This window comes from Paraoerskovia marina (genome assembly GCF_900105445.1).
In the GTDB taxonomy this organism is placed as follows: Bacteria; Actinomycetota; Actinomycetes; order Actinomycetales; family Cellulomonadaceae; genus Paraoerskovia; species Paraoerskovia marina.
Genome location: NZ_LT629776.1, coordinates 2275667 through 2293919, shown reverse-complemented (window position 1 = coordinate 2293919; position 18253 = coordinate 2275667). Strand labels below are relative to the sequence as shown.

Sequence of the window (18253 nt, the reverse complement as noted above, 5' to 3'; positions counted from 1 at the left end):
CTACGATCGAGGCATGGAAGAGCGACCGACCTCCGACACCGTCCGCACGACGACCGCCGTCGAGATCCCTGCCGAGATCCTGCGGCTGCGCGGGAGCATCGACAACATCGACGCGGCGATCGTCCACCTGCTCGCGGAGCGCTTCAAGTGCACCCGCCGGGTCGGTGAGCTGAAGGCGGAGGCGGGCCTGCCCCCGGCCGACATGGGCCGCGAGCGTGCGCAGATCGAGCGACTCGGGTCGATCGCCCAGGCCTCGGGCCTCGACCCGGCGTTCGCGGAGCAGTTCCGCGAGTTCATCGTCGGAGAGGTCAAGCGTCAGCACCGCTCGATCGCGGACGAGCGGGACGGTTCGTCCACGGACGGTCCTGACCTCTTCGCCTGACCTCGGTGGGGCGACGGCCGCCAGCGTTGGCATGGACGACCGAGGTGTCGCACCCTGGAGTGATCCTCGGCCGTGCGGGCTCGTCGCCGCACGGTCAGCCAGCGACGGAGGGATCTGCATGAAGATCGATTGGCTCAAGCCCCTGCTCGGCAGCACGGGACCGTTCGCGACGGCCACGCTCGACGTCTCCCGGGGCGGTGAGTCGGGGGAGCGGGAGCTCCGGGCGCGATGGCGCTCGGTGGTGCGCGACCTCGACAAGGCCGGAGCTCCGGCGGCGGTCGTCGCCGACCTGGAGGATCGTGCCCTGCGGCCCACCCACGTGCACGGCCCGCACGGCCGCGTCATCATCGCGACGGCGGAGGACGGCGTCCTGGTCGACCGGATCCTCGCCGCTCCGCCGACCGCCTCCCGGGGCCACTGGGGTGCGGCGCCCGAGCTCGGGCCCGCGGCGCGCGCCGCTGACGAGTCCGTCAACTACCTGCTCGTCGTCGCCGACCGTACCGGCGCGGACCTCTACCGCAGCACGCCCGGAACGGGTGGGATCGAGGTCGAGCGGAGCAGCGTCGAGGGCGACCACGACGCCGTCACCAAGGCCAAGGTCGGTCGCTACGAGGAGAAGCGTGTCGAAGGACGGGCGGAGGACTCCTGGGAGCGGAACGCCGAGGCGATCGCCGCGCGTGTCGACCGGATCGTCGCGGAGCACGGTCCCGAGGTCGTGCTGCTCAGCGGCGACGTCCGGGCGTGCGCCCTGGTCCGGGGCGCGGCGACCCGCAAGACGGGCGACCTTCTGGTCGACGTCCAGGGCGGTGCCCGGGACAACGGGGTGAACCAGGCCTCGTTCGACGCGCACATCGCCGAGGCGCTGGCGAAGGTCCGGGAGCGCCGTCGGACGTCCGTGTTCGAGGAGCTGCAGGCTGCGGTGGCGCGCGACGCCGGGGGCGTGACGTCGCTCGCGGACGCCGTCACCGTCCTCCAGCGCGGTCAGGTGCGTGAGCTGGTGATCACGGCCTCGGCGCTCGACGGCGACACGAACTCCCTCTGGGTGGGGCCCGACCTGTTGCACCTGGCCTCGTCGAAGGAGGAGGTGGAGGCGCTCGGGGTCGCCCCCGACGACGTGCGGGAGCTGCCGGCGACGGTCGCGGTGATGCGTGCGGCCCTCGGGCAGGACGCCGGCGTCACCGTGGTCGGCCACGACCTGCCGGGCGGCGTCGGCGCACTGCTGCGATGGGCTGACGAGGACACGCCGCACGACGCGTCGCCGAGCATGTCGGGCGACGCGGAGCGGTTGCGTCCCGCCTCGTAGTCCTGTGCCGTGCCGGCCGGTCGCGCTTACGGGCGTGGCCGGCCGCCGCGTGCCACGACAGGGACGAGGACGAGCGCGAGCACCCCGCCCCCCAGGGCCAGGCCCGTGTACGACGCGCCCGCGACGACGACCCCGGACAGCGCACCGCCCGCCGCCCCCGCCAGCGCGACGAGCACGTCCACGCGGCCCTGGGTCCGGGCGCGCGTGGCGAGGGGTGCGGCGTCGGTGACGAGCGTGGTGCCCGCGACGAGCCCGAGGCTCCATCCGAGGCCGAGCAGCGCCAGCCCGATCGCCACGAGCACGACCGAGCTGCCGGAGACGGCGGCGACGAGGCCCGCGCCGAGCAGCGTGACGGCAGCCAGCACCGCGACCGTCCGCGGTCCGTGGCGGTCGACCAGTCGGCCGGAGAGCGGGGACGGGAGGTACATCGCACCCACGTGGATCGCGATCACCAGTCCCACCGCACCGACATGCCCGTGGTGGGCCATGTGGACCGGCGTCATCGTCATGATCGCGACCATCACGATCTGCGTGACGACCATGACGGTCGCGCCGAGGGCCACACCGCGGTTGCGCGCCGTGACGGTGGAGGGTGCTGTGGCCGTGCCGGGTGCGGCGACGGGGTCCGAGGACCGTCCCGGGTCACCGGCGGTGCCCGTCACGTCGTCTCGCGAGATCGCGAGCGCTCGCAGGAGCGGGTCAGGTCGCAGGAAGATCCAGAGAACCAGCGCGGCGCACGAGTACGCGACCGTCGCGAGCACGAAGGGACCGGCCAACCGGGGCAGCCCCCCGTCGACGGCCATGTCTCCGGTCAGCCCGGTCAGGGTCGGACCGACGACCGCGCCGACCGTCGTCGCCACGAGCACGGTCGAGAGCGCGCGGGCACGCCGTGGCGGGGCCGCGAGGTCCGCCCCCGCATAGCGCGCCTGCAGGTTCGCGGCGCTGCCGGCACCGTAGACGAAGAGCGACGCGAAGAGGAGCAGGGACGAGTCGGTCACCGCCGCGACGATCACCCCCAGGCTGCCGAGAGCCCCGACGGCGTACCCCGCGGCGAGCCCCACGCGACGGCCAGAGCGTCCCGAGGCGACCCCGATGAACACGGCTGCAAGCGCCGAGCCGAGCGTGAACAGCGTGCTCGGCACCCCCGCGAGCGACGTCGACCCGAGCATCTCCTGCGCGAGAAGCGCACCGACGGTGATCCCGGCAGCCAGCCCGGCGCCCGACAGGATCTGCGCGCAGACGAGCACGACGAGCGTCCGCCGCTGCTCGGGTGCATCGCCGGCCGCACCCGCGGGGAGAGCCGGCGATGCGGCCACGGTCAGCCCTTCTTGCGGACGACGGGCTCGCCGAGCTCGTGCGAGACGACGACGAGACCGCCCTGGACCGCAGCGTCGCCCTGACCCTCGGTCGTCTCGACGATCACGAGGTCCCCGGTCACGCGGCCGCCGTTGCGCACGTCGACCGCGGATGCCTCGACACCGCTCACGCCGGCTGCCGGCACGGCGAGCTCCACGGCGAGGATCGGGGTCTTCATCGAGACCTTCGCCTCGGACTTGAGGCGACGCAGGGCGGCGAGGGCGTAGCCGGCGTAGGCCAGGACGTCGGGGTCGGCACCTTCGGCCGCGGCACGCAGAGGCGCGGCCGACGGCCACGGAGCGCGGTGGACCGAACCCTCGCGCCACCACGACCAGACCTCTTCGGTCGCGAACGGCACGTAGGGGGCGAAGAGCCGGAGCATGGTGTCCAGCCCGAGCGCCAGGGCGACGCGTGCGGACCGGGTCTCCTGCGTCAGGTCCTCCTCGTCGGCTCCCGCACCGTAGGCGCGGTCCTTGACCAGCTCGAGGTAGTCGTCGCAGAACGCCCAGAAGAACGTCTCGACGGTCTCGAGAGCGCGCGTGTGGTCGTACGTCTCGAGCGACTCCGTCGCCCTGTCGACGACGTCGGCCAGGCTGGCGAGCATCGCTCGGTCGATCGTCTCGGTCACGAGGGCCGGGTCGAGGACGATCTCGCCGTCGCCGCCGAACGCGAGGGCGAACTTCGAGGCGTTGAGGATCTTGATCGCCAGGCGGCGCCCGATCTTCATCTGACCGACCTCGAACGCGGCGTCCGTCCCGAGGCGGGCCGACGCGGCCCAGTAGCGCACGGCGTCGGACCCGTGCTCCTCGAGCAGCCCCATCGGCGTGACGACGTTGCCCTTGGACTTGGACATCTTCTTGCGGTCGGGGTCGAGGATCCAGCCGGAGATCGCGGCGTTCGCCCAGGGCAGGCTGCCGTGCTCGAGGTGCGAGCGCACGACCGTCGAGAAGAGCCACGTCCGGATGATGTCCTGGCCCTGCGGGCGCAGGTCCATCGGGAAGACGCGCGAGAAGAGGTCCTCGTCGCGCTCCCAGCCGCCCGCGATCTGGGGCGTCAGGGACGACGTGGCCCAGGTGTCCATCACGTCGGCCTCGCCCACGAACCCGCCCGGCTCGCCACGCTGGTCCTCGGTGTAGCCCGGCGGGACGTCGGAGGCTGGGTCGACGGGGAGCGACGCCTCGTCGGGGACGATCGGGGCGTCGTGGTTGACGTCGCCACCGTCCGTGACCGGGTACCAGAGCGGGATCGAGACGCCGAAGAAGCGCTGGCGCGAGACGAGCCAGTCGCCGTTGAGGCCGCCGACCCAGTTCTCGTACCGCACCTTCATGAAGTCCGGGTGGAACCGGATCTCCTCGCCGCGCGCCAGAAGGTCCTTGCGCAGCGTCAGGTCCTTGCCACCGTTGCGGATGTACCACTGGCGCGACGTCACGATCTCGAGCGGCTTGTCGCCCTTCTCGAAGAAGTTCGCCTTGCGCTGCGTGGCCACGGGTTCGCCGTCGAGGGCGCCCGACTCACGCAACGCGTCGACGACGAGCGCCCGGGCGCTGAAGGTCGTCTTTCCACCGAGCTCCGCGAAGAGCGCGGCGCCCTCGGGGCTCGTGATCCAGGGGGCGGGTTCGGCGGTCAGACGCCCGTCGCGTCGCACGACGGAGCGCATGGGCAGGTCGAGCTCTCGCCACCACTGGACGTCGGTGAGGTCGCCGAACGTGCAGCACATCGCGATGCCGGCACCCTTGTCCGCCTGGGCGGCGGGGTGGGCAAGCACCGGGACCTCGACGTCGAACAGCGGGGAGCGGACGGTGGTGCCGAACAGGCCTTGGTAGCGCTCGTCGTCGGGGTGCGCGATGAGCGCGACACAGGCCGGCAGGAGCTCGGGACGCGTGGTCTCGATGTAGATCGGTGCGGCGGTCGAGCCTGTCGTCTTGTCGGCCGAGCCTGTCGTCTCGTCGGTCGAGCCTGTCGAGACCGGGTGGAACGCCACGCGGTGGAAGTGCCCGGGGTAGTCGCGCGCCTCCAGCTCGGCCTGCGCGACGGCGGTCTGGAACGTGACGTCCCAGAGTCCGGGAGCCTCAGCCTGGTAGGCCTCGCCCCGCTGGAGGTTGCGCAGGAACGCCTTCTGGGCCACGGTCCGCGAGTCCGCGGAGATGGTCTGGTAGTGGTGGTTCCAGTCCACCGACAGCCCCAGACGGCGCCAGAGCGCCTCGAACTGCTTCTCGTCCTCGACGGTCAGACGCTCGCAGAGCTCGACGAAGTTGCGCCGCGAGATCGGCTGCTGGTCGGCCGCCTTGATCGACTTGCCGTCGCCGCCCTCGTGCGGGGGCTCGTAGTCGTCGGTGTAAGGGAGGGTGGGGTCGCAGCGGACGCCGTAGTAGTTCTGGACGCGGCGCTCGGTGGGCAGGCCGTTGTCGTCCCACCCCATCGGGTAGAAGACCTCCTTGCCGCGCATGCGCTGGTATCGCGCGACGACGTCCGTGTGCGTGTAGGAGAACACGTGGCCGACGTGCAGCGACCCGGAGACCGTGGGGGGCGGCGTGTCGATCGAGTAGACCTCGGAGCGCGGTCGCGTGCGGTCGAAGGCGTAGGTCTGCTCGGCGTCCCAGCGGGCGTCGTACTTGTCCTCGAGCCCGTCCGTGCTGACCTTGTCCGGTACGCCACGGACGACGGCGCGCACGACGGCGGACGGCGGGGTGGTCGTGGTCTCGGGGGCGTCGGCGGACGAAGGTGTGCTCATGGTCCTCATTGTTCCAGATGGGCGCGCGGCGACAGGACGCGTTCGCCCGCCGGGCCAATCTCTGACTAGAGTCAGAGGTTATGCACGAGATCGACGACGACCAGACCGCCGTCCTACGCCGTTTCAACCGGAGCTACACCCAGCGGATCGGTGCCCTGGACGACTCCTTCCTCGGCAGCGGCATGCCGCTCGGGACCGCTCGGGTGCTGTACGAGATCGGCACCGGCGTCGACACGGTCGCGGCCCTGCGCGCGCGTCTCGACCTCGACTCCGGCTACGTCAGCCGGATGCTGCGTCGACTGGAGTCCGACGACCTGGTGGTCGTCGCGCAGGACCCGGCCGACCGGCGTCGGAGGACGGTCGCGCTGACGTCGGGAGGGCAGGAGCGCTGGGACGCGATCGAGGCGTCCAGCGGGCGGCGGGCGGCCGGCCTGATGGAGCCGCTCTCGCCGCGGCAGCGGGAGCGGCTGACCGCCGCGCTCTGCGAGGCAGACCTGCTCGTGCGGGCTGCCACCGTCGACCTCCGTCCCGTCGATCCCGAGGACCCGCGCGCCGTCGTCGCCGTCGGTGCGTACGTCGACGAGCTGAACCGGCGATTCTCGGAGGGGTTCGACGCCGCCCGGGCGACCCGCGAGGACGCGGTCAGTCTGCGGCCGCCCCGGGGGGTGTTCCTCGTCGCCGTCAGCGACGGCGACCCGGTCGCGTGCGGGGCCGTGCGCACCATCGGGCCCGGGGTCGCCGAGATCAAGCGCATGTGGGTCGACGCGGCCTGGCGGGGTGCCGGGCTCGGGTCGAGGATGCTCCGTCGTCTGGAGGAGGAGGCGACGAGGCTCGGGGACTCGGTCGTCCGCCTCGACACCCGCGGGGAGCTCTCCGAGGCCGTCGCGCTGTACGAGCGTGCCGGGTACCGGCCGGTCGAGCGCTACAACGACAACCCCGACGCCGGCCTCTTCTACGAGAAGGCGCTGTGACGGCCGAGGCTCGGGGCTCGACGGGCCGACTTCTCGTCGAGTGATGGTCGCCCGCCGCCAGCAGGGCTAGTGTCGGAGCATGTCTGCGAACACCCCCGCATCAGGGCTCACGGTCGGCTACGCCGCCGCACTCGAACAGTTCCACCCCACCGACGTGGTGAACTACTCCGCCTACGCCGAGGAGCACGGCTTCTCCGGCACGATGGCGGCCGACCACTTCCAACCGTGGGTCCCCGCACAGGGCGAGTCGTCCTTCGTCTGGAACGTGCTCACCGCGCTCGGTGAGCGGACGACCGGGGACCTCGGCCCCGGCGTGACGGCGCCGACGTTCCGGTGGCACCCCGCCATGGTGGCCCAGGCCTCCGCCACGCTGGCCGCCATGTACCCGGGACGGCACTGGCTCGGCCTCGGCTCCGGAGAGGCGCTCAACGAGCGCGTCATGGCCGGCTACTGGCCCGAGGCGCCCGAGCGCATCAACCGGATGTTCGAGGCGATCGACATCATCAAGCGGCTCTTCGCGGGTTCGCTCGCCGGCAAGGACGTCAAGCACGCCGGGCAGTTCTACAAGCACGAGTCGGCGCGTCTGTGGACGATGCCCGAGGTGCCGCCCGAGATCCTGGTCGCGACCGCCGGGCCGATCACGGCCAAGCGTGCCGGCAAGCACGCCGACGGCCTCATCACCGTGGGTGCGCCGCTGGACAAGATCGGCATGCTCTTCGACCGCTTCGCGACGGGGGCCAAGGAGTCGGGGCGCGACGCCGACGAGATGCCGCGGGTCCTGCAGCTCCACATGTCCTGGGCACCCACGTACGAGGAGGCGCTGGCGAACGCCCTCGACCAGTGGCCCAACGGCGGCATGAAGTTCCCCAAGGGAGACATCCGCTCGCCGCACGACCTTGAGCAGATGGCGAAGCTCGTCCGCCCTGAGGACTTCGAGGGCCGGCTCCTGATCTCCGAGGACCCGGATGCCCACCGTGCGTACATCCAGCAGTACGTCGACCTCGGTTTCGACCGGATCTACCTGCACAACGTGGGTCGCAACCAGCGCGAGTGGATCGAGACGTTCGGCGCCGACGTCCTGCCGAACCTGAGTCGATAGAGGGGGACGACGATGACGGGATCCGTACCCGCCCGGTTCGAGGCGTGGGCGCCCGACGGCATGGGCGAGGTGGTGCCGGGCGACGACCTCGCGACGCTCGTGGCCGACCTGCTCGAGTCGAGCGGCGGTGTGACGGACGGCGACGTCGTCGTCGTCACGAGCAAGGTCGTCTCGAAGGCCGAGGGGCGGGTTCGCGCGGCGGAGGGCCGTGAGGAGGCGATCGCGGAGGAGACGGTCCGCGAGGTCGCGTCCCGGACCTCGCCGACGGGAGTGCTCCGCATCGTCGAGAACAGGCTCGGTCTCGTCATGGCCGCGGCCGGCGTGGACGCGAGCAACACGCCGGAGGGGACGGTCCTGCTCCTGCCCGAGGACCCGGACGCCTCCGCTCGCGCGCTCCGTGCCGGCCTGCAGGCCCGGCTCGGCGTGCGGGTCGGTGTCGTCGTCTCGGACACGGCCGGGCGGCCGTGGCGGGAGGGGCAGACCGACTTCGCGATCGGCTCCGCCGGTGTGCGCCCGCTCACCGACCTGCGGGGGACGCGCGACACCCACGGCCGGGAGATCGTCGTCACCCGCACCGCGGTCGTCGACGAGATCGCCGCGGCGAGCGAGCTCGTGCGCGGAAAAGCTGCGGCACGGCCCGTCGCGGTGCTCCGCGGGCTCGCGGTCCACGTGACCGACGAGGACGGTCCCGGGACGGCCTCGCTCGTGCGGCCCGCGGAGGAGGACCTCTTCCGGCTGGGCAGCGAGGAGGCGTACGAGGAGGGGTACGCCTCGGGATTCGAGGACGGCGCGACCGAGGCCGCCGACGCCGACCGCGAGGTCGACGTCGAGCCGAACGTTGACGACAACGCCTGACGACTCCGCCTGGTGGCTCGTCGTTCCGGTCAAGCGTCTCGAGCACGCCAAGTCGCGGCTCCACCCGGCGCTCGCAGGCGATCTGCGCCGTGAGCTCGCGCGCGCGTTCGCGCTCGACACGCTCACGGCCGTGCTCGCCACCCCGGAGGTCGAACGTGTCGTCCTGGTCAGCAGCGAGCCGACTGTCGTCGACCGCCTCGCCGGTGACTCGCGGGTCCGCGTCGTCCCCGACCCCGGCGCGGGCCTGCGCGCGGCGATCGGTGCAGGGCTCGGGGTGATCGACCGGCCGGTCCACCGTGGCGTACTTCTGGGCGATCTCCCGGGACTGCGGGCCGGGGATCTCTCGGTGGGTCTGCGTCAGGCCGGCAGTGTTCGACGTGCGTTCGTGCCCGATGCCGAGGGAACCGGGACGACGCTCCTGGCCGCGGTCGTCGGTGAGGAGCTGGCACCGAGGTTCGGATCCGGCTCGGCCCGGGCCCACGAGCGGGTCGGGCACGTGTCGTTGGACGACGCGCCACGACGCTTGCGCCGCGACGTCGACGCGCCCGGCGATCTCGAGGAGGTGGTCCGGCTCGGCGTCGGCACCCACACCGCACACGTGCTCGCCGGGCTGGCGACCGACGACGTCCGCTAGGTCGTCTGCCGTGCGGCCGCGACTCCGAACGCGGCGTCGACCATCCGGCCCGTCGCCGTGCGACCGTCTGCTCCCGGCTCGTCGCCCATGAGGAGCGGCAACGCACGTGCGGTGATCCCGATGTCTTCCAACCGCTCGACGGCGGACGCGTCGGCGTCGTCCACGAGCCACCCGTCGAGAACACCTGTGGTCTCGGAGCGCGTCGGGGAAGGTTCACGACGTGAGCCGTAGTGGCGGGCGACCGCCTCGGCCGACGTCTCGACGCCGATCGTCGTCAAACAGGCGTCGGCCATCCCGCGTACCGGTGCACCCCCGAGGATCGGTGAGACGCCGACGACGGACGCCGACGTCCTCGTCATTGCCTCGCGGATCCCGGGGACGCCAAGGATCGTGCCGACCGACACGACGGGGTTGGACGGCGGCAGGAGGACCAGGTCCGCCCGGGTGATCGCGTCGAGGACGCCTGGCGCGGGGCGGGCGTCGTCGAGGCCGACCTGGACGAACCGCCGCGCGGGCAGCGCCGCGCGGTGCCGGACCCACCACTCCTCGAAGTGGATGAGCCGCGTCCCCGAGGGGGACGACGCGTCGTCGACCTCGACATGCGTCTCACAGGGCTGGTCGGACATCGGGAGGAGGTGAACCCCTGGCTGCCACCGCACGGCGAGACGTTCGGTGACGGTGCTGAGCGGCAGGCCCTCCCGGAGCATCGCCGTCCGCGCGACATGGGTTCCGAGGTCGAGGTCGCCGAGCGTGAACCAGTCCCATCCGAGGCCGTAGGCGTGGAGCTCGTCCGTCACCCGCCGGCTCTCGTCCGGCCGGCCCCAGCCCTGGCCCTCGTGGATGCCGCCGCCGAGGGTGTACATCACCGTGTCGAGATCGGGACAGACGCGCAGGCCGTGCAGCCAGATGTCGTCGCCGGTGTTGACGACCACCGTGATCTCCGCGGAGGTGCCGTCGGGTGTGCCGTGCCGGGCGAGATGGTCACGGAGACCACGCGTGAAGCGTGCGCCCCCGACCCCGCCCGCGAGCAGCGTGATGCGCACCGATCAGCCCTTCGCCGCCTTGGCGGCCGCCTTCTGCTGCTTCTTGAAGTCCCGGACCTCCTGCAACGACCCGGGGTCGGTGACGTCGGCGATCGACCGGCGCGACCCCTCGTCGCCGTAGGAGCCCGCCGCCTCGTGCCAACCCGCGGGCGTCACGCCCCGCTGCTTCGCGAGCAGAGCGAGGAAGATCTTCGCCTTCTGCTCGCCGAAGCCCGGGAGCGCCTTGAGCCGCCGGAGCACGTCCTTGCCCGACGGCGCGTCCTCGCCCTCGGCGGCCGACCACAGGAGCGTGACGTCGCCGCCGTACATGTCGAGGATCACCGTGGCCACCGACTGGATCCGCGCCGCCATCGACCCGGGGTAGCGGTGGACGGCCGGAGGAGTGGCGCACAGTGCCGCGAACTCCTCGGGGTCGGCCGTCGCGACGGAAGCGACGTCGAAGGTCCCGAGTCGCTCGCGGATCTTCTGCGGGCCGGCGAACGCCTGCTCCATCGGGAACTGCTGGTCGAGCAGCATGCCGACCAGGAGGGCGAACGGGTTGGTGTCGAGCAGCTCGTCGGCGTCGGGGTCGCCGGTCATCCAGAGGGTCATGGATCCATCTTCGCAGGAGCCGCGTGTCGGGGCCCGCGACGCGTCATCGGACGAGGCGGATCTCGGCGAGCCCCGCGAACCGCTCGTTCGTGCTGCGGGCGCCGTCGGGGACGAAGCCGTTGCGTCGGTAGAATGCGACGGCGCGCGGGTTCTGCTCGGCCACCCAGAGCTGTGCCGGTTCCGACGGGTCGAGCACGGACTCCAGGAGGGAGCGCCCGACCCCCGTGCCGTGGTGGGCGGCGAGCAGGTAGAGCGTCGAGAGCTCCCGGTCGCGGACCGCCGGTGCGGCGCCATGCGCCCCGACCCGCGGCGCCGCCGACAGGGCGATGCCGACGACCTGATCGCCGTCGACGGCGACGGCGATCCGGTGGTCGGGATCTGGTGTCGAGAGCAGCCTGGTCCAGAGCTCGACCCGGTCGGCGACGGAGCGGGTCGCCCAGAAGTCGTCGGGGAGGAGCGGGCCGTAGGTCTCGAGCCAGGAAGCGTGGTGGACGGCACCCATTCCCTCGGCGTCCCGCACATGGGCCCCGCGGACGGTCGTCACGGGCGCGAGTTCTCGAAACCGGTGAGCGTGTGCGTCTCGGTGCTGTACCCGAAGACCTCCGCCCAGAAGGTCAGTGCCCGGCGGGCGGTCCCGGGCAGGTGGGGGTACGGCGTCGGCGCGGTCACGACGCCAGCGTATCCACGTGGCGCCGGGCTGGCGCGCCGCCCGGCATCGCGGAGAAGTTCCTGCCACCCTCAGCACATGGACCTGTTCCTCAGCGTGTTCGTCGTCGTCCTTGCCGCCGTGGGAGCGGCGGTGGTCGCCGGGATCTACGTGTCGCTGTCGGCGGTGGTCATTCCCGCCTTCCTGCGACTCAAGCCGGCGAGCGGGGCGATCGCGATGCGTTCGGTCAACCGGACGTCGGCGCGCTGGCCGCTGCTCGTCGTCCTCGGAGCGACAGCCGTGGCCGCGCTCGTCGCTCCCGTGCTCGTTCTCGCGCTCGACGCCGGGGGGCCGAGTCCGTGGTGGGTGCTCGCGGGGTCCGTCCTCACGCTCTCGGTGTTCGTCCTGTCGGTGGTGAAGACGATTCCGCTCGACCGACGGCTCGGCTCGATGGAGTCGGCCGAGGCCGCGGAGTTCTGGCCCGAGTATGCCCAGCGGTGGACGGCCTGGAACGACCTGCGTGCCGCCGCGGCGGGAGCCGGAGCTGTGCTGCTCGTGGTCTCGCTCGTCGCCTGACCGCTACTCCAGGTCGAAGGCGAGGACCGGGCGGCCCGTCCTCGGGTGACGCAGGACCGCGCAGCGGACGCCGTAGACCTTCTCGACGACGTCGGGGACCAGCACCTCGTCGACAGGGCCGGCCGTGACGACGCGGCCCTCGGCGAGCATCACGACGTGATCGCACGCCGACGCCGCGAGGTCGAGGTCGTGCAGGGCGGCGAGCACCGTGATCCCACCTGCCGCCAGGGACCGCACCAGGCGCATCGTCTCGAGCCGCGCGGCGACGTCGAGGTGGTTGGTCGGCTCGTCGAGCAGGAGCAGGTCGGGCGACTGGGCGAGGGCTCGGGCCATGTGGACGCGCTGGCGCTCTCCGCCGGAGAGTGTCGAGACGTCGCGGTCGGCCAGCCCGGCCGCGCCAGCCCGGGCCAGTGCGGCTGCGGCGACCGCGTGGTCGGCGTCCGTCGGACCCGCCAACGGTGCCCGGTGGGGAGTGCGTCCCAGGAGGACCGCGTCGCCGACGAGCAGGGGGAGGTCGGTGTGCGCGTCCTGCTCGACGAGGGCGAGGGTGCGGGCCCGGTCGCGACGACGCATCGTCGTCAGGTCGTCCTCGCCGAACCGGACGACGCCCGCGGCGGGCGTGCGGATCGCACCGACGAGACGCAGCAGGCTCGACTTGCCCGAACCGTTCGGTCCACACAGGCCGGTGACCGCGCCGGCGGGGGCGGTGCAGTCGACGCCGTCGACGATGAGTCGTCGACCCACGCCCCAGCTGACGTGGTCGATCCGAAGACCGCTCATGCTGCCCTGCGGCGCCAGAGGAGGAGGGCGAAGACCGGGGCCCCGATGGCGGCCGTCACGATTCCGACGGGGAGCTCGCTCGGCGCGACCACCGTCCGTGCTGCGGTGTCCGACCAGACGAGGAAGCTGGCACCGAAGAGCGCGGAGAGCGGGAGGAGGAGCCGGTGGCGGGCGCCGGTGAGGAACCGGACGGCGTGCGGGAGGATCAGCCCGACGAAGCCGATCGCGCCGGAGACGGCGACGAGGGCGCCGGTGAGGACGGCAACTCCGATCAGCATCGTCCAGCGGGTGCGGGCGACGTGCACCCCGAGCGCCGCCGCGGCGGTGTCCCCGTAGGTGAAGGCGTCGAGCACGCTCCCGGTGCTCCCGAGGAGCCCGCCGAGCACCAGCACTGCACCCCCGGCGATCGCGACCTCCGTCCACGTGGAGCCGGCCACCGAGCCCATCAGCCAGGTGAGCACCTCCCGGTAGGAGTCGCCCTGGGCGGAGGTGAAGATCACGAACGACGTCGCGGCGGCCGCGGCCTGGCCGACGGCGAGCCCGGCGAGAACGGTCCGGGCGGGCGTGACGCCGCCGGACGCCCCGGCCAGGAGGAGGGTGGCGACGAGCGCGGCCGTCGAACCGACGAACGCCGCGACGGGCAGGAGCACGCTCACGCCGACGAGCAGGACGAGCACCGCCCCGAGCGACGCGCCGGACGAGAGGCCGAGCAGGTACGGGTCGGCGAGCGGGTTGCGCGTCAGGGACTGCATGACGACACCGCAGAGCGCCAGACCGGCGCCGACGCACGCGGCGGTCAGGACCCGCGGCATCCGCAGCTCCCACACCATCGCGTCGACCAGGCGCGACGGGGCCTCGACGAGCCCGCCTATCCCGAGGTGCCCGGCGACGCTCGCGGCGGCGTCGCCGACCGAGACGTCGGCGGGTCCGATCGTCACGGCCGCGACGACGGTCACGAGGAGCAGCACGGCGGCGAGAGGGATCCAGACGACTCCACGCGGCCCGCGGCGCGGCGCGACCGCGGGCGGGGCCTCGCCCGGCACGCGCGTCGTCGTCCGGGTCCGGGGTGTCGTCGTGGTCATGGAGCCGCCCTCAGTCGGTCACGGAGCCGAGCTGTTCGACGAGCGAGGCGACGGCGTCGACGGACCGCACCCCGGCCTCGGTCGACGCGAACGGAAGCGTCACGTAGCGACCCTCGCGCACGGCGGAGAGCTCGGCGGTGGCGGGGTTGGCCTCCAGCGCCTCGATCTTGCTCTCGGCGGTGTTCCAGGCGGCGTCCACGAGGACGATGACGTCCGGGTCCTGCTCGACGATCGACTCCCAGCCCATCGAGGTCCACGTGTCGTGGACGTCCGCGGCGATGTTGGTCAGCCCGGCGGCCGACATGATCATCTGCGGCGTGCCGATGCCCGCGCCGACGTAGGGTACGTCGGAGCCGGAGGAGTACCAGACCGCGGTCAGCCCGCGCTTGTCCGGCACGACGGCGTCGAGCTCCGCGCTCTGCTCGTCGACCAGTGCGGCCGCCTCGTCGGGCGTGCCGAGCACGTCACCGGCCTCGGCGATCTGGTCGAACAGCAGGTCGAAGGTCATGGGATCGGGCTGGTACTCCTTCTCCTTGCAGGCCGACGGTGCCACGTACGTCGCGACGTCGAGGCTCGCCAGAGTTGCCCGGTCGCCGGACTCCTCGGCGGTCAGCGTCGACTCCCACCCGGCCAGGACGAGGTCCGGCTCGAGGGCGAGCAGCGCCTCGGCGCCGGGCGCCTGGTCGGCCATCGGCGAGGTCACGGTCTCGGGAGCGCCCGCGGCAAGTTCGTCGGGAAGCGGACCGTCCAGGAAGGCGCTCCCCACGATCCGGTCACCGGCCCCGAGCGCGAGCGCGAGCTCGGTCATCGACGACTTGATCGTCACGACCCGTTGCGGCTCGGTGGGGATCGTGACGTCGAACCCGCAGTTGTCGACGTCGACGGGGAACCCGTCCGTGACCGCGGAGGTGCTGCCGCCGGTTGGGTCTGTTCCGGCTCCGGCTCCGGCTCCGGGGTCGGGGTCGGCGCACGCGCCGAGCCCGAGCAGCGCGGTGGCAGTCGTCAGTGCGGCGACGGCACGGCGGGCGCGTCGAGGACGGGCAGGGGTACGAGGACGGACATGGCGCACGGTGGCGTCTCCAGAGTGGTGGCCCGCGGGCGTGCGGGGTCAGCGATCAGGGAGCGTGGCACGCCATCCGGTGCCGAGGACCTGCGGCGCAAAGGGGTGCGTCCGCCGTTCCGGGCGAGAACGGTGCCCGGGATCCGTGTCCCACCCTAGCGTGCGGACACGGGCTCCGGCGGGGTGCCTCCGCCCCAGGGGTCGCCGCCGAACGACTCCCGGCCGTGCGCCGTCGTCCAGCCCGTGAGGTCGGGACCGGCGGGCACGATCCCGGTCGGGTTGATGTCCGTGTGCACCCGGTAGTAGTGCTCCTTGATCTGGCCGAAGTCGACGGTGTCGCCGAACCCGGGGGTCTGGAAGAGGTCGCGAGCGTAGCCCCAGAGAGCGGGCATCTCGGTGAGCTTGTTCCGGTTGCACTTGAAGTGGCCGTGGTAGACGGCGTCGAACCGGACGAGCGTCGTGAACAGGCGCACGTCCGCCTCCGTGATTCTCTCGCCCATGAGGAACCTGCGCCCGGAGAGCTGGTCCTCGAGGCGGTCGAGCGCCGTGAACAGCCGGGCATAGGCCTCGTCGTAGGCCTCCTGGGAGCCGGCGAACCCGCAGCGGTACACCCCGTTGTTGACCTCGGTGTAGACCTCCTGCATGACGGCGTCCATCTCGGCGCGCTCCGTCGGATCCTGCGGGATCAGCTGCGGCGCGCCGGGCCGGTGGAACTCGGCCCACTCGGTCGACAGGTCGAGCGTCATCTGCGCGAAGTCGTTGGTCACGACCGCGCCGTCCTGCGTGTCGACGAGGGCGGGGACCGTGATGCCGCGCGGGTACTCGGGGTCGCGCGCGAAGTAGGCCTCCTGGAGGCGCTCGATGCCGAGCACGGGATCACGGCCGTCGGGGTCGAGGTCGAATGTCCAGCTGCGCTCGTCGTGCGTCGGGCCGGGCGTGCCCAGACTGATGACGTCCTCGAGTCCGAGCAGGCGGCGGACGATGATCGAGCGGTTGGCCCAGGGGCACGCCCGGGCCGCGACCAGTCGGTACCGGCCGGGCTCGACGGGGAAGCCGTCGACGGCGTCGCGCGTGATCCGGGTGGGGATGTACCGCTGGTCGCGGACGAACTCCTGGCCCTCGACGGTGTACGTGCCGCCCTGGGAGTGCTCCGGACGGTCGTTCCCTGCGACAGAATCGTTCATCGTTCAACCATATCTGTCGGCCGCATCCTCGGCCGGACGGGGACCTGACAAACGGATGACGGTTCCCGGTCCTGCCGCCTCGAGGCCCTCGCGGCACAGGACGGGGTGCGACGCTAGGTACATGACCACGGCCACCAGCGCCCCGCGCCCCGCTGCACCGCGTCCTGACGAGCCTTCCGGGCAGGTCTGGGGTGCCCGGTGGTGGGCAGCGCTGGCCGGCGTCGTCGGCGCCGGCGCCGGCCTCGCCGTCGCCGAGGTTCTTGCCGTGCTCGTCTCTCCGCGGTCGAGCCCGGTGGCGGCGGCCGGAGCGGCCGTCGTCGACGCGACGCCGGCATGGCTCAAGGACTGGGCCATCGAGACGTTCGGCACCGCGGACAAGGTGGCGCTCTTCGTCTTCATGGGCGTCTTCATGCTGGTCGGCGCCGCCCTCGCGGGCGTGCTCGAACGCCGCCGCGACACGTGGGGTGCGGCGCTCGTCCTCCTCGTCGCCGCCGTGGCGGCGGTCGTGGCCGTGCTCCGCCCCGGGTCCACGATCTTCTGGTCCGCGCCGTCGGTCATCGGCGGACTGGCCGGGGCCGGCGTGCTCCGTGCGTCGATCCGCCGCCTCGCGGAGTGGGAGCACGTCGAGTCCCCGGAGGTCGAGACGCCGCTGACCGCTGCGCGTCGGCGTGCGGAGCTCGACCGCCGACGGTTCCTGACCTACACCGGGGTCGCGGGGGCGTCCGCCGTGCTGCTCGCCGTGGGGGCCCGCGCGTTGTCGGCGACCACCCGGGTGGTCGAGCAGGCCAGGACCACCCTGCGCCTCCCGATCCCCGCCGTCCCGGCCGACCCCGTGCCGACGGGTGCCGAGCTCGGTATCGACGGCCTCGACCCGTACATCACGCCGAACGAGGAGTACTACCGCATCGACACCGCGCTTCGCGTGCCGCAGGTCGACCCCGACAACTGGTCGTTGCGCGTCGTCGGCATGGTCGACGAGCCGTTCGAGCTCACGATGGCGGACCTCCTCGCCCTCCCGCTCGAGGAGCACCACGCGACGCTCGCGTGCGTCTCCAACGACGTCGGCGGTGACCTCGTCGGCAACGCGCTCTGGCTCGGCTACCCGCTCCGGGAGCTGCTCGCCCGCGCAAAGCCCCAGGCCGGCGCGGACATGGTCCTGTCGCGGTCCGAGGACGGGTGGACGGCCAGCACCCCGCTGGACGTGCTCCAGGACGAGAACCGCGCGAGCCTGCTCGCCGTCGGCATGAACGGCGAGCCGCTACCGCTGGAGCACGGCTTTCCCGCGCGACTCGTCGTGCCCGGGCTCTACGGCTACGTCTCCGCGACCAAGTGGGTCACCGAGCTCAAGGTGACGACGTTCGCCGAGGACGTCGCGTACTGGACCACCCGGGGGTGGACCGCCCGGGGGCCGATCAAGATGTCGAGCCGGATCGACACCCCGCGCAGCAACACCACCGTCGACGCGGGAACCGTCGCGGTCGCCGGGATGGCCTGGGACCAGCACACGGGGATCGAGAAGGTCGAGGTGCGCGTCGACGACGGTGCGTGGGTGGAGGCAGAGCTCGCCGAGACGGCCTCGGCCGACACCTGGCGGCAGTGGGTCTTCCGGTGGGACGCCACCCCCGGGGGGCACACCCTCACGGTGCGGGCGACCAACGTGGACGGGGACACCCAGACGGAGCAGTACGCACCTCCCGCCCCGGACGGGTCCACGGGGTGGCACTCCGTGGAGGTCGACGTCCGGTGACCTCTTGCCATCGGTCCCGGATCCCGGCACAATTCTTCTCGTGACACCTCTGGACGCCCCGACGCACCGCGCTGCCGCGGTTCTCGTCGTGCGCGCGTCCGTCGCCGCGACCTGTTGTTGACGGCTCGCCGGCCCGACGCAGCTCGGATCCACGGTCGGTGAGCAGACGCGCACACGCGCGCCCGTGATCGCCGAGGACCCACAGCGTCCCCG

Annotated in this window: 18 protein-coding genes; 8 read left to right on the top strand and 10 right to left on the bottom strand. The window is 72.5% G+C overall.

Features of this window, described 5'->3' with window-relative positions; translation table 11 throughout:
• Window positions 1-13: 13 nt before the first annotated feature.
• Entirely contained in the window at window positions 14-382 is a 369-nt protein-coding gene (locus BLU20_RS10370; RefSeq protein WP_083372465.1) for a chorismate mutase, read from the top strand.
• A 118-nt stretch (window positions 383-500) separates the two neighbouring features.
• The gene (locus BLU20_RS10365) at window positions 501-1685 is read left to right on the top strand and encodes a baeRF2 domain-containing protein (protein WP_083372464.1); all 1185 of its coding nucleotides are present in this window, start codon (window positions 501-503) and stop codon (window positions 1683-1685) included.
• A 26-nt stretch (window positions 1686-1711) separates the two neighbouring features.
• On the opposite strand, the gene BLU20_RS10360 is transcribed toward BLU20_RS10365, so the two are convergent.
• Both BLU20_RS10360 and valS read right to left on the bottom strand, forming a co-directional pair.
• Window positions 1712-3001, bottom strand: a complete 1290-nt coding sequence (locus tag BLU20_RS10360; RefSeq protein WP_197675390.1) for an MFS transporter — start codon at window positions 2999-3001, stop codon at window positions 1712-1714.
• A gap of 2 nt (window positions 3002-3003) precedes the next feature.
• Window positions 3004-5772: a valine--tRNA ligase gene (gene valS, locus BLU20_RS10355; protein WP_157270433.1), complete on the bottom strand. Its 2769-nt coding sequence runs from the start codon at window positions 5770-5772 to the stop codon at window positions 3004-3006.
• Window positions 5773-5852: 80 nt separating this feature from the next.
• Here valS and BLU20_RS10350 point away from each other — a divergent pair, with 80 nt between their 5' ends.
• The 4 genes from BLU20_RS10350 to cofC all read left to right on the top strand — a co-directional run bounded on the left by BLU20_RS10350 (window position 5853) and on the right by cofC (window position 9331).
• Window positions 5853-6743, top strand: coding sequence for a bifunctional helix-turn-helix transcriptional regulator/GNAT family N-acetyltransferase (locus BLU20_RS10350; protein ID WP_083372462.1), 891 nt, complete (start codon window positions 5853-5855; stop codon window positions 6741-6743).
• A 79-nt stretch (window positions 6744-6822) separates the two neighbouring features.
• A complete protein-coding gene (locus BLU20_RS10345) occupies window positions 6823-7842 on the top strand; it encodes a TIGR03557 family F420-dependent LLM class oxidoreductase (RefSeq protein ID WP_029252516.1) in 1020 nt (339 codons plus the stop codon).
• Between the two features lie 12 nt (window positions 7843-7854).
• Complete coding sequence (gene cofE, locus BLU20_RS10340) at window positions 7855-8697, top strand: coenzyme F420-0:L-glutamate ligase (protein ID WP_083372461.1); 843 nt, start codon at window positions 7855-7857, stop codon at window positions 8695-8697.
• Window positions 8681-9331, top strand: coding sequence for a 2-phospho-L-lactate guanylyltransferase (gene cofC / locus BLU20_RS10335; RefSeq protein ID WP_083372460.1), 651 nt, complete (start codon window positions 8681-8683; stop codon window positions 9329-9331). Before cofE ends, cofC begins: the two co-directional genes overlap by 17 nt.
• On the opposite strand, the gene cofD is transcribed toward cofC, so the two are convergent.
• Genes cofD through BLU20_RS14310 form a run of 4 tightly spaced genes read right to left on the bottom strand, consistent with a single transcriptional unit; the run spans window position 9328 to window position 11634 of the window.
• On the bottom strand, window positions 9328-10374 hold the full coding sequence (cofD, locus tag BLU20_RS10330; protein ID WP_083372459.1) for a 2-phospho-L-lactate transferase: 1047 nt from the start codon (window positions 10372-10374) through the stop codon (window positions 9328-9330). The genes cofC and cofD overlap by 4 nt on opposite strands.
• Before the next feature lie 3 nt (window positions 10375-10377).
• Window positions 10378-10965, bottom strand: a complete 588-nt coding sequence (locus BLU20_RS10325) for an HhH-GPD-type base excision DNA repair protein (RefSeq protein ID WP_083372458.1) — start codon at window positions 10963-10965, stop codon at window positions 10378-10380.
• Between the two features lie 43 nt (window positions 10966-11008).
• Window positions 11009-11509 carry a GNAT family N-acetyltransferase gene (locus BLU20_RS10320; protein WP_029252521.1) on the bottom strand — a complete coding sequence of 167 codons (501 nt, stop codon included), beginning with the start codon at window positions 11507-11509 and terminating at the stop codon, window positions 11009-11011.
• Window positions 11506-11634 (bottom strand): hypothetical protein, encoded by a 129-nt coding sequence (locus tag BLU20_RS14310; RefSeq protein ID WP_269457193.1) that lies wholly within the window; start codon window positions 11632-11634, stop codon window positions 11506-11508. The genes BLU20_RS10320 and BLU20_RS14310 overlap by 4 nt, the downstream gene beginning before the upstream one ends.
• A gap of 76 nt (window positions 11635-11710) precedes the next feature.
• Here BLU20_RS14310 and BLU20_RS13795 point away from each other — a divergent pair, with 76 nt between their 5' ends.
• On the top strand, window positions 11711-12187 hold the full coding sequence (locus tag BLU20_RS13795) for an anthrone oxygenase family protein (protein WP_029252522.1): 477 nt from the start codon (window positions 11711-11713) through the stop codon (window positions 12185-12187).
• A 3-nt stretch (window positions 12188-12190) separates the two neighbouring features.
• Here BLU20_RS13795 and BLU20_RS10310 read toward each other — a convergent pair whose 3' ends face one another.
• The 4 genes from BLU20_RS10310 to BLU20_RS10295 all read right to left on the bottom strand — a co-directional run bounded on the left by BLU20_RS10310 (window position 12191) and on the right by BLU20_RS10295 (window position 16293).
• Window positions 12191-12967: an ATP-binding cassette domain-containing protein gene (locus BLU20_RS10310; RefSeq protein WP_083372456.1), complete on the bottom strand. Its 777-nt coding sequence runs from the start codon at window positions 12965-12967 to the stop codon at window positions 12191-12193.
• Window positions 12964-14049, bottom strand: a complete 1086-nt coding sequence (locus BLU20_RS10305) for a putative F420-0 ABC transporter permease subunit (RefSeq protein ID WP_083372455.1) — start codon at window positions 14047-14049, stop codon at window positions 12964-12966. The genes BLU20_RS10310 and BLU20_RS10305 overlap by 4 nt, the downstream gene beginning before the upstream one ends.
• Before the next feature lie 10 nt (window positions 14050-14059).
• Window positions 14060-15118, bottom strand: coding sequence for a putative F420-0 ABC transporter substrate-binding protein (locus tag BLU20_RS10300; RefSeq protein WP_083372454.1), 1059 nt, complete (start codon window positions 15116-15118; stop codon window positions 14060-14062).
• A gap of 146 nt (window positions 15119-15264) precedes the next feature.
• On the bottom strand, window positions 15265-16293 hold the full coding sequence (locus tag BLU20_RS10295) for a glutathione S-transferase family protein (RefSeq protein ID WP_083372453.1): 1029 nt from the start codon (window positions 16291-16293) through the stop codon (window positions 15265-15267).
• A gap of 121 nt (window positions 16294-16414) precedes the next feature.
• On the opposite strand from BLU20_RS10295, the gene BLU20_RS10290 reads away from it, so the two are divergent.
• The gene (locus BLU20_RS10290) at window positions 16415-18040 is read left to right on the top strand and encodes a molybdopterin-dependent oxidoreductase (protein ID WP_083372452.1); all 1626 of its coding nucleotides are present in this window, start codon (window positions 16415-16417) and stop codon (window positions 18038-18040) included.
• Window positions 18041-18253 lie beyond the last annotated feature (213 nt).

Excerpts from the sequence above, each read along its gene's own strand:
- BLU20_RS10370 (WP_083372465.1), top strand. The coding sequence starts at position 14 with ATGGAAGAGCGACCGACCTCCGACACCGTCCGCACGACGACCGCCGTC.
- BLU20_RS10365 (WP_083372464.1), top strand. The coding sequence starts at position 501 with ATGAAGATCGATTGGCTCAAGCCCCTGCTCGGCAGCACGGGACCGTTC.
- valS (WP_157270433.1), bottom strand. The coding sequence starts at position 5,772 with ATGAGCACACCTTCGTCCGCCGACGCCCCCGAGACCACGACCACCCCG.
- BLU20_RS10350 (WP_083372462.1), top strand. The coding sequence starts at position 5,853 with ATGCACGAGATCGACGACGACCAGACCGCCGTCCTACGCCGTTTCAAC.
- BLU20_RS10345 (WP_029252516.1), top strand. The coding sequence starts at position 6,823 with ATGTCTGCGAACACCCCCGCATCAGGGCTCACGGTCGGCTACGCCGCC.
- cofE (WP_083372461.1), top strand. The coding sequence starts at position 7,855 with ATGACGGGATCCGTACCCGCCCGGTTCGAGGCGTGGGCGCCCGACGGC.
- BLU20_RS10325 (WP_083372458.1), bottom strand. The coding sequence starts at position 10,965 with ATGACCCTCTGGATGACCGGCGACCCCGACGCCGACGAGCTGCTCGAC.
- BLU20_RS13795 (WP_029252522.1), top strand. The coding sequence starts at position 11,711 with ATGGACCTGTTCCTCAGCGTGTTCGTCGTCGTCCTTGCCGCCGTGGGA.
- BLU20_RS10310 (WP_083372456.1), bottom strand. The coding sequence starts at position 12,967 with ATGAGCGGTCTTCGGATCGACCACGTCAGCTGGGGCGTGGGTCGACGA.
- BLU20_RS10305 (WP_083372455.1), bottom strand. The coding sequence starts at position 14,049 with ATGACCACGACGACACCCCGGACCCGGACGACGACGCGCGTGCCGGGC.
- BLU20_RS10295 (WP_083372453.1), bottom strand. The coding sequence starts at position 16,293 with ATGAACGATTCTGTCGCAGGGAACGACCGTCCGGAGCACTCCCAGGGC.
- BLU20_RS10290 (WP_083372452.1), top strand. The coding sequence starts at position 16,415 with ATGACCACGGCCACCAGCGCCCCGCGCCCCGCTGCACCGCGTCCTGAC.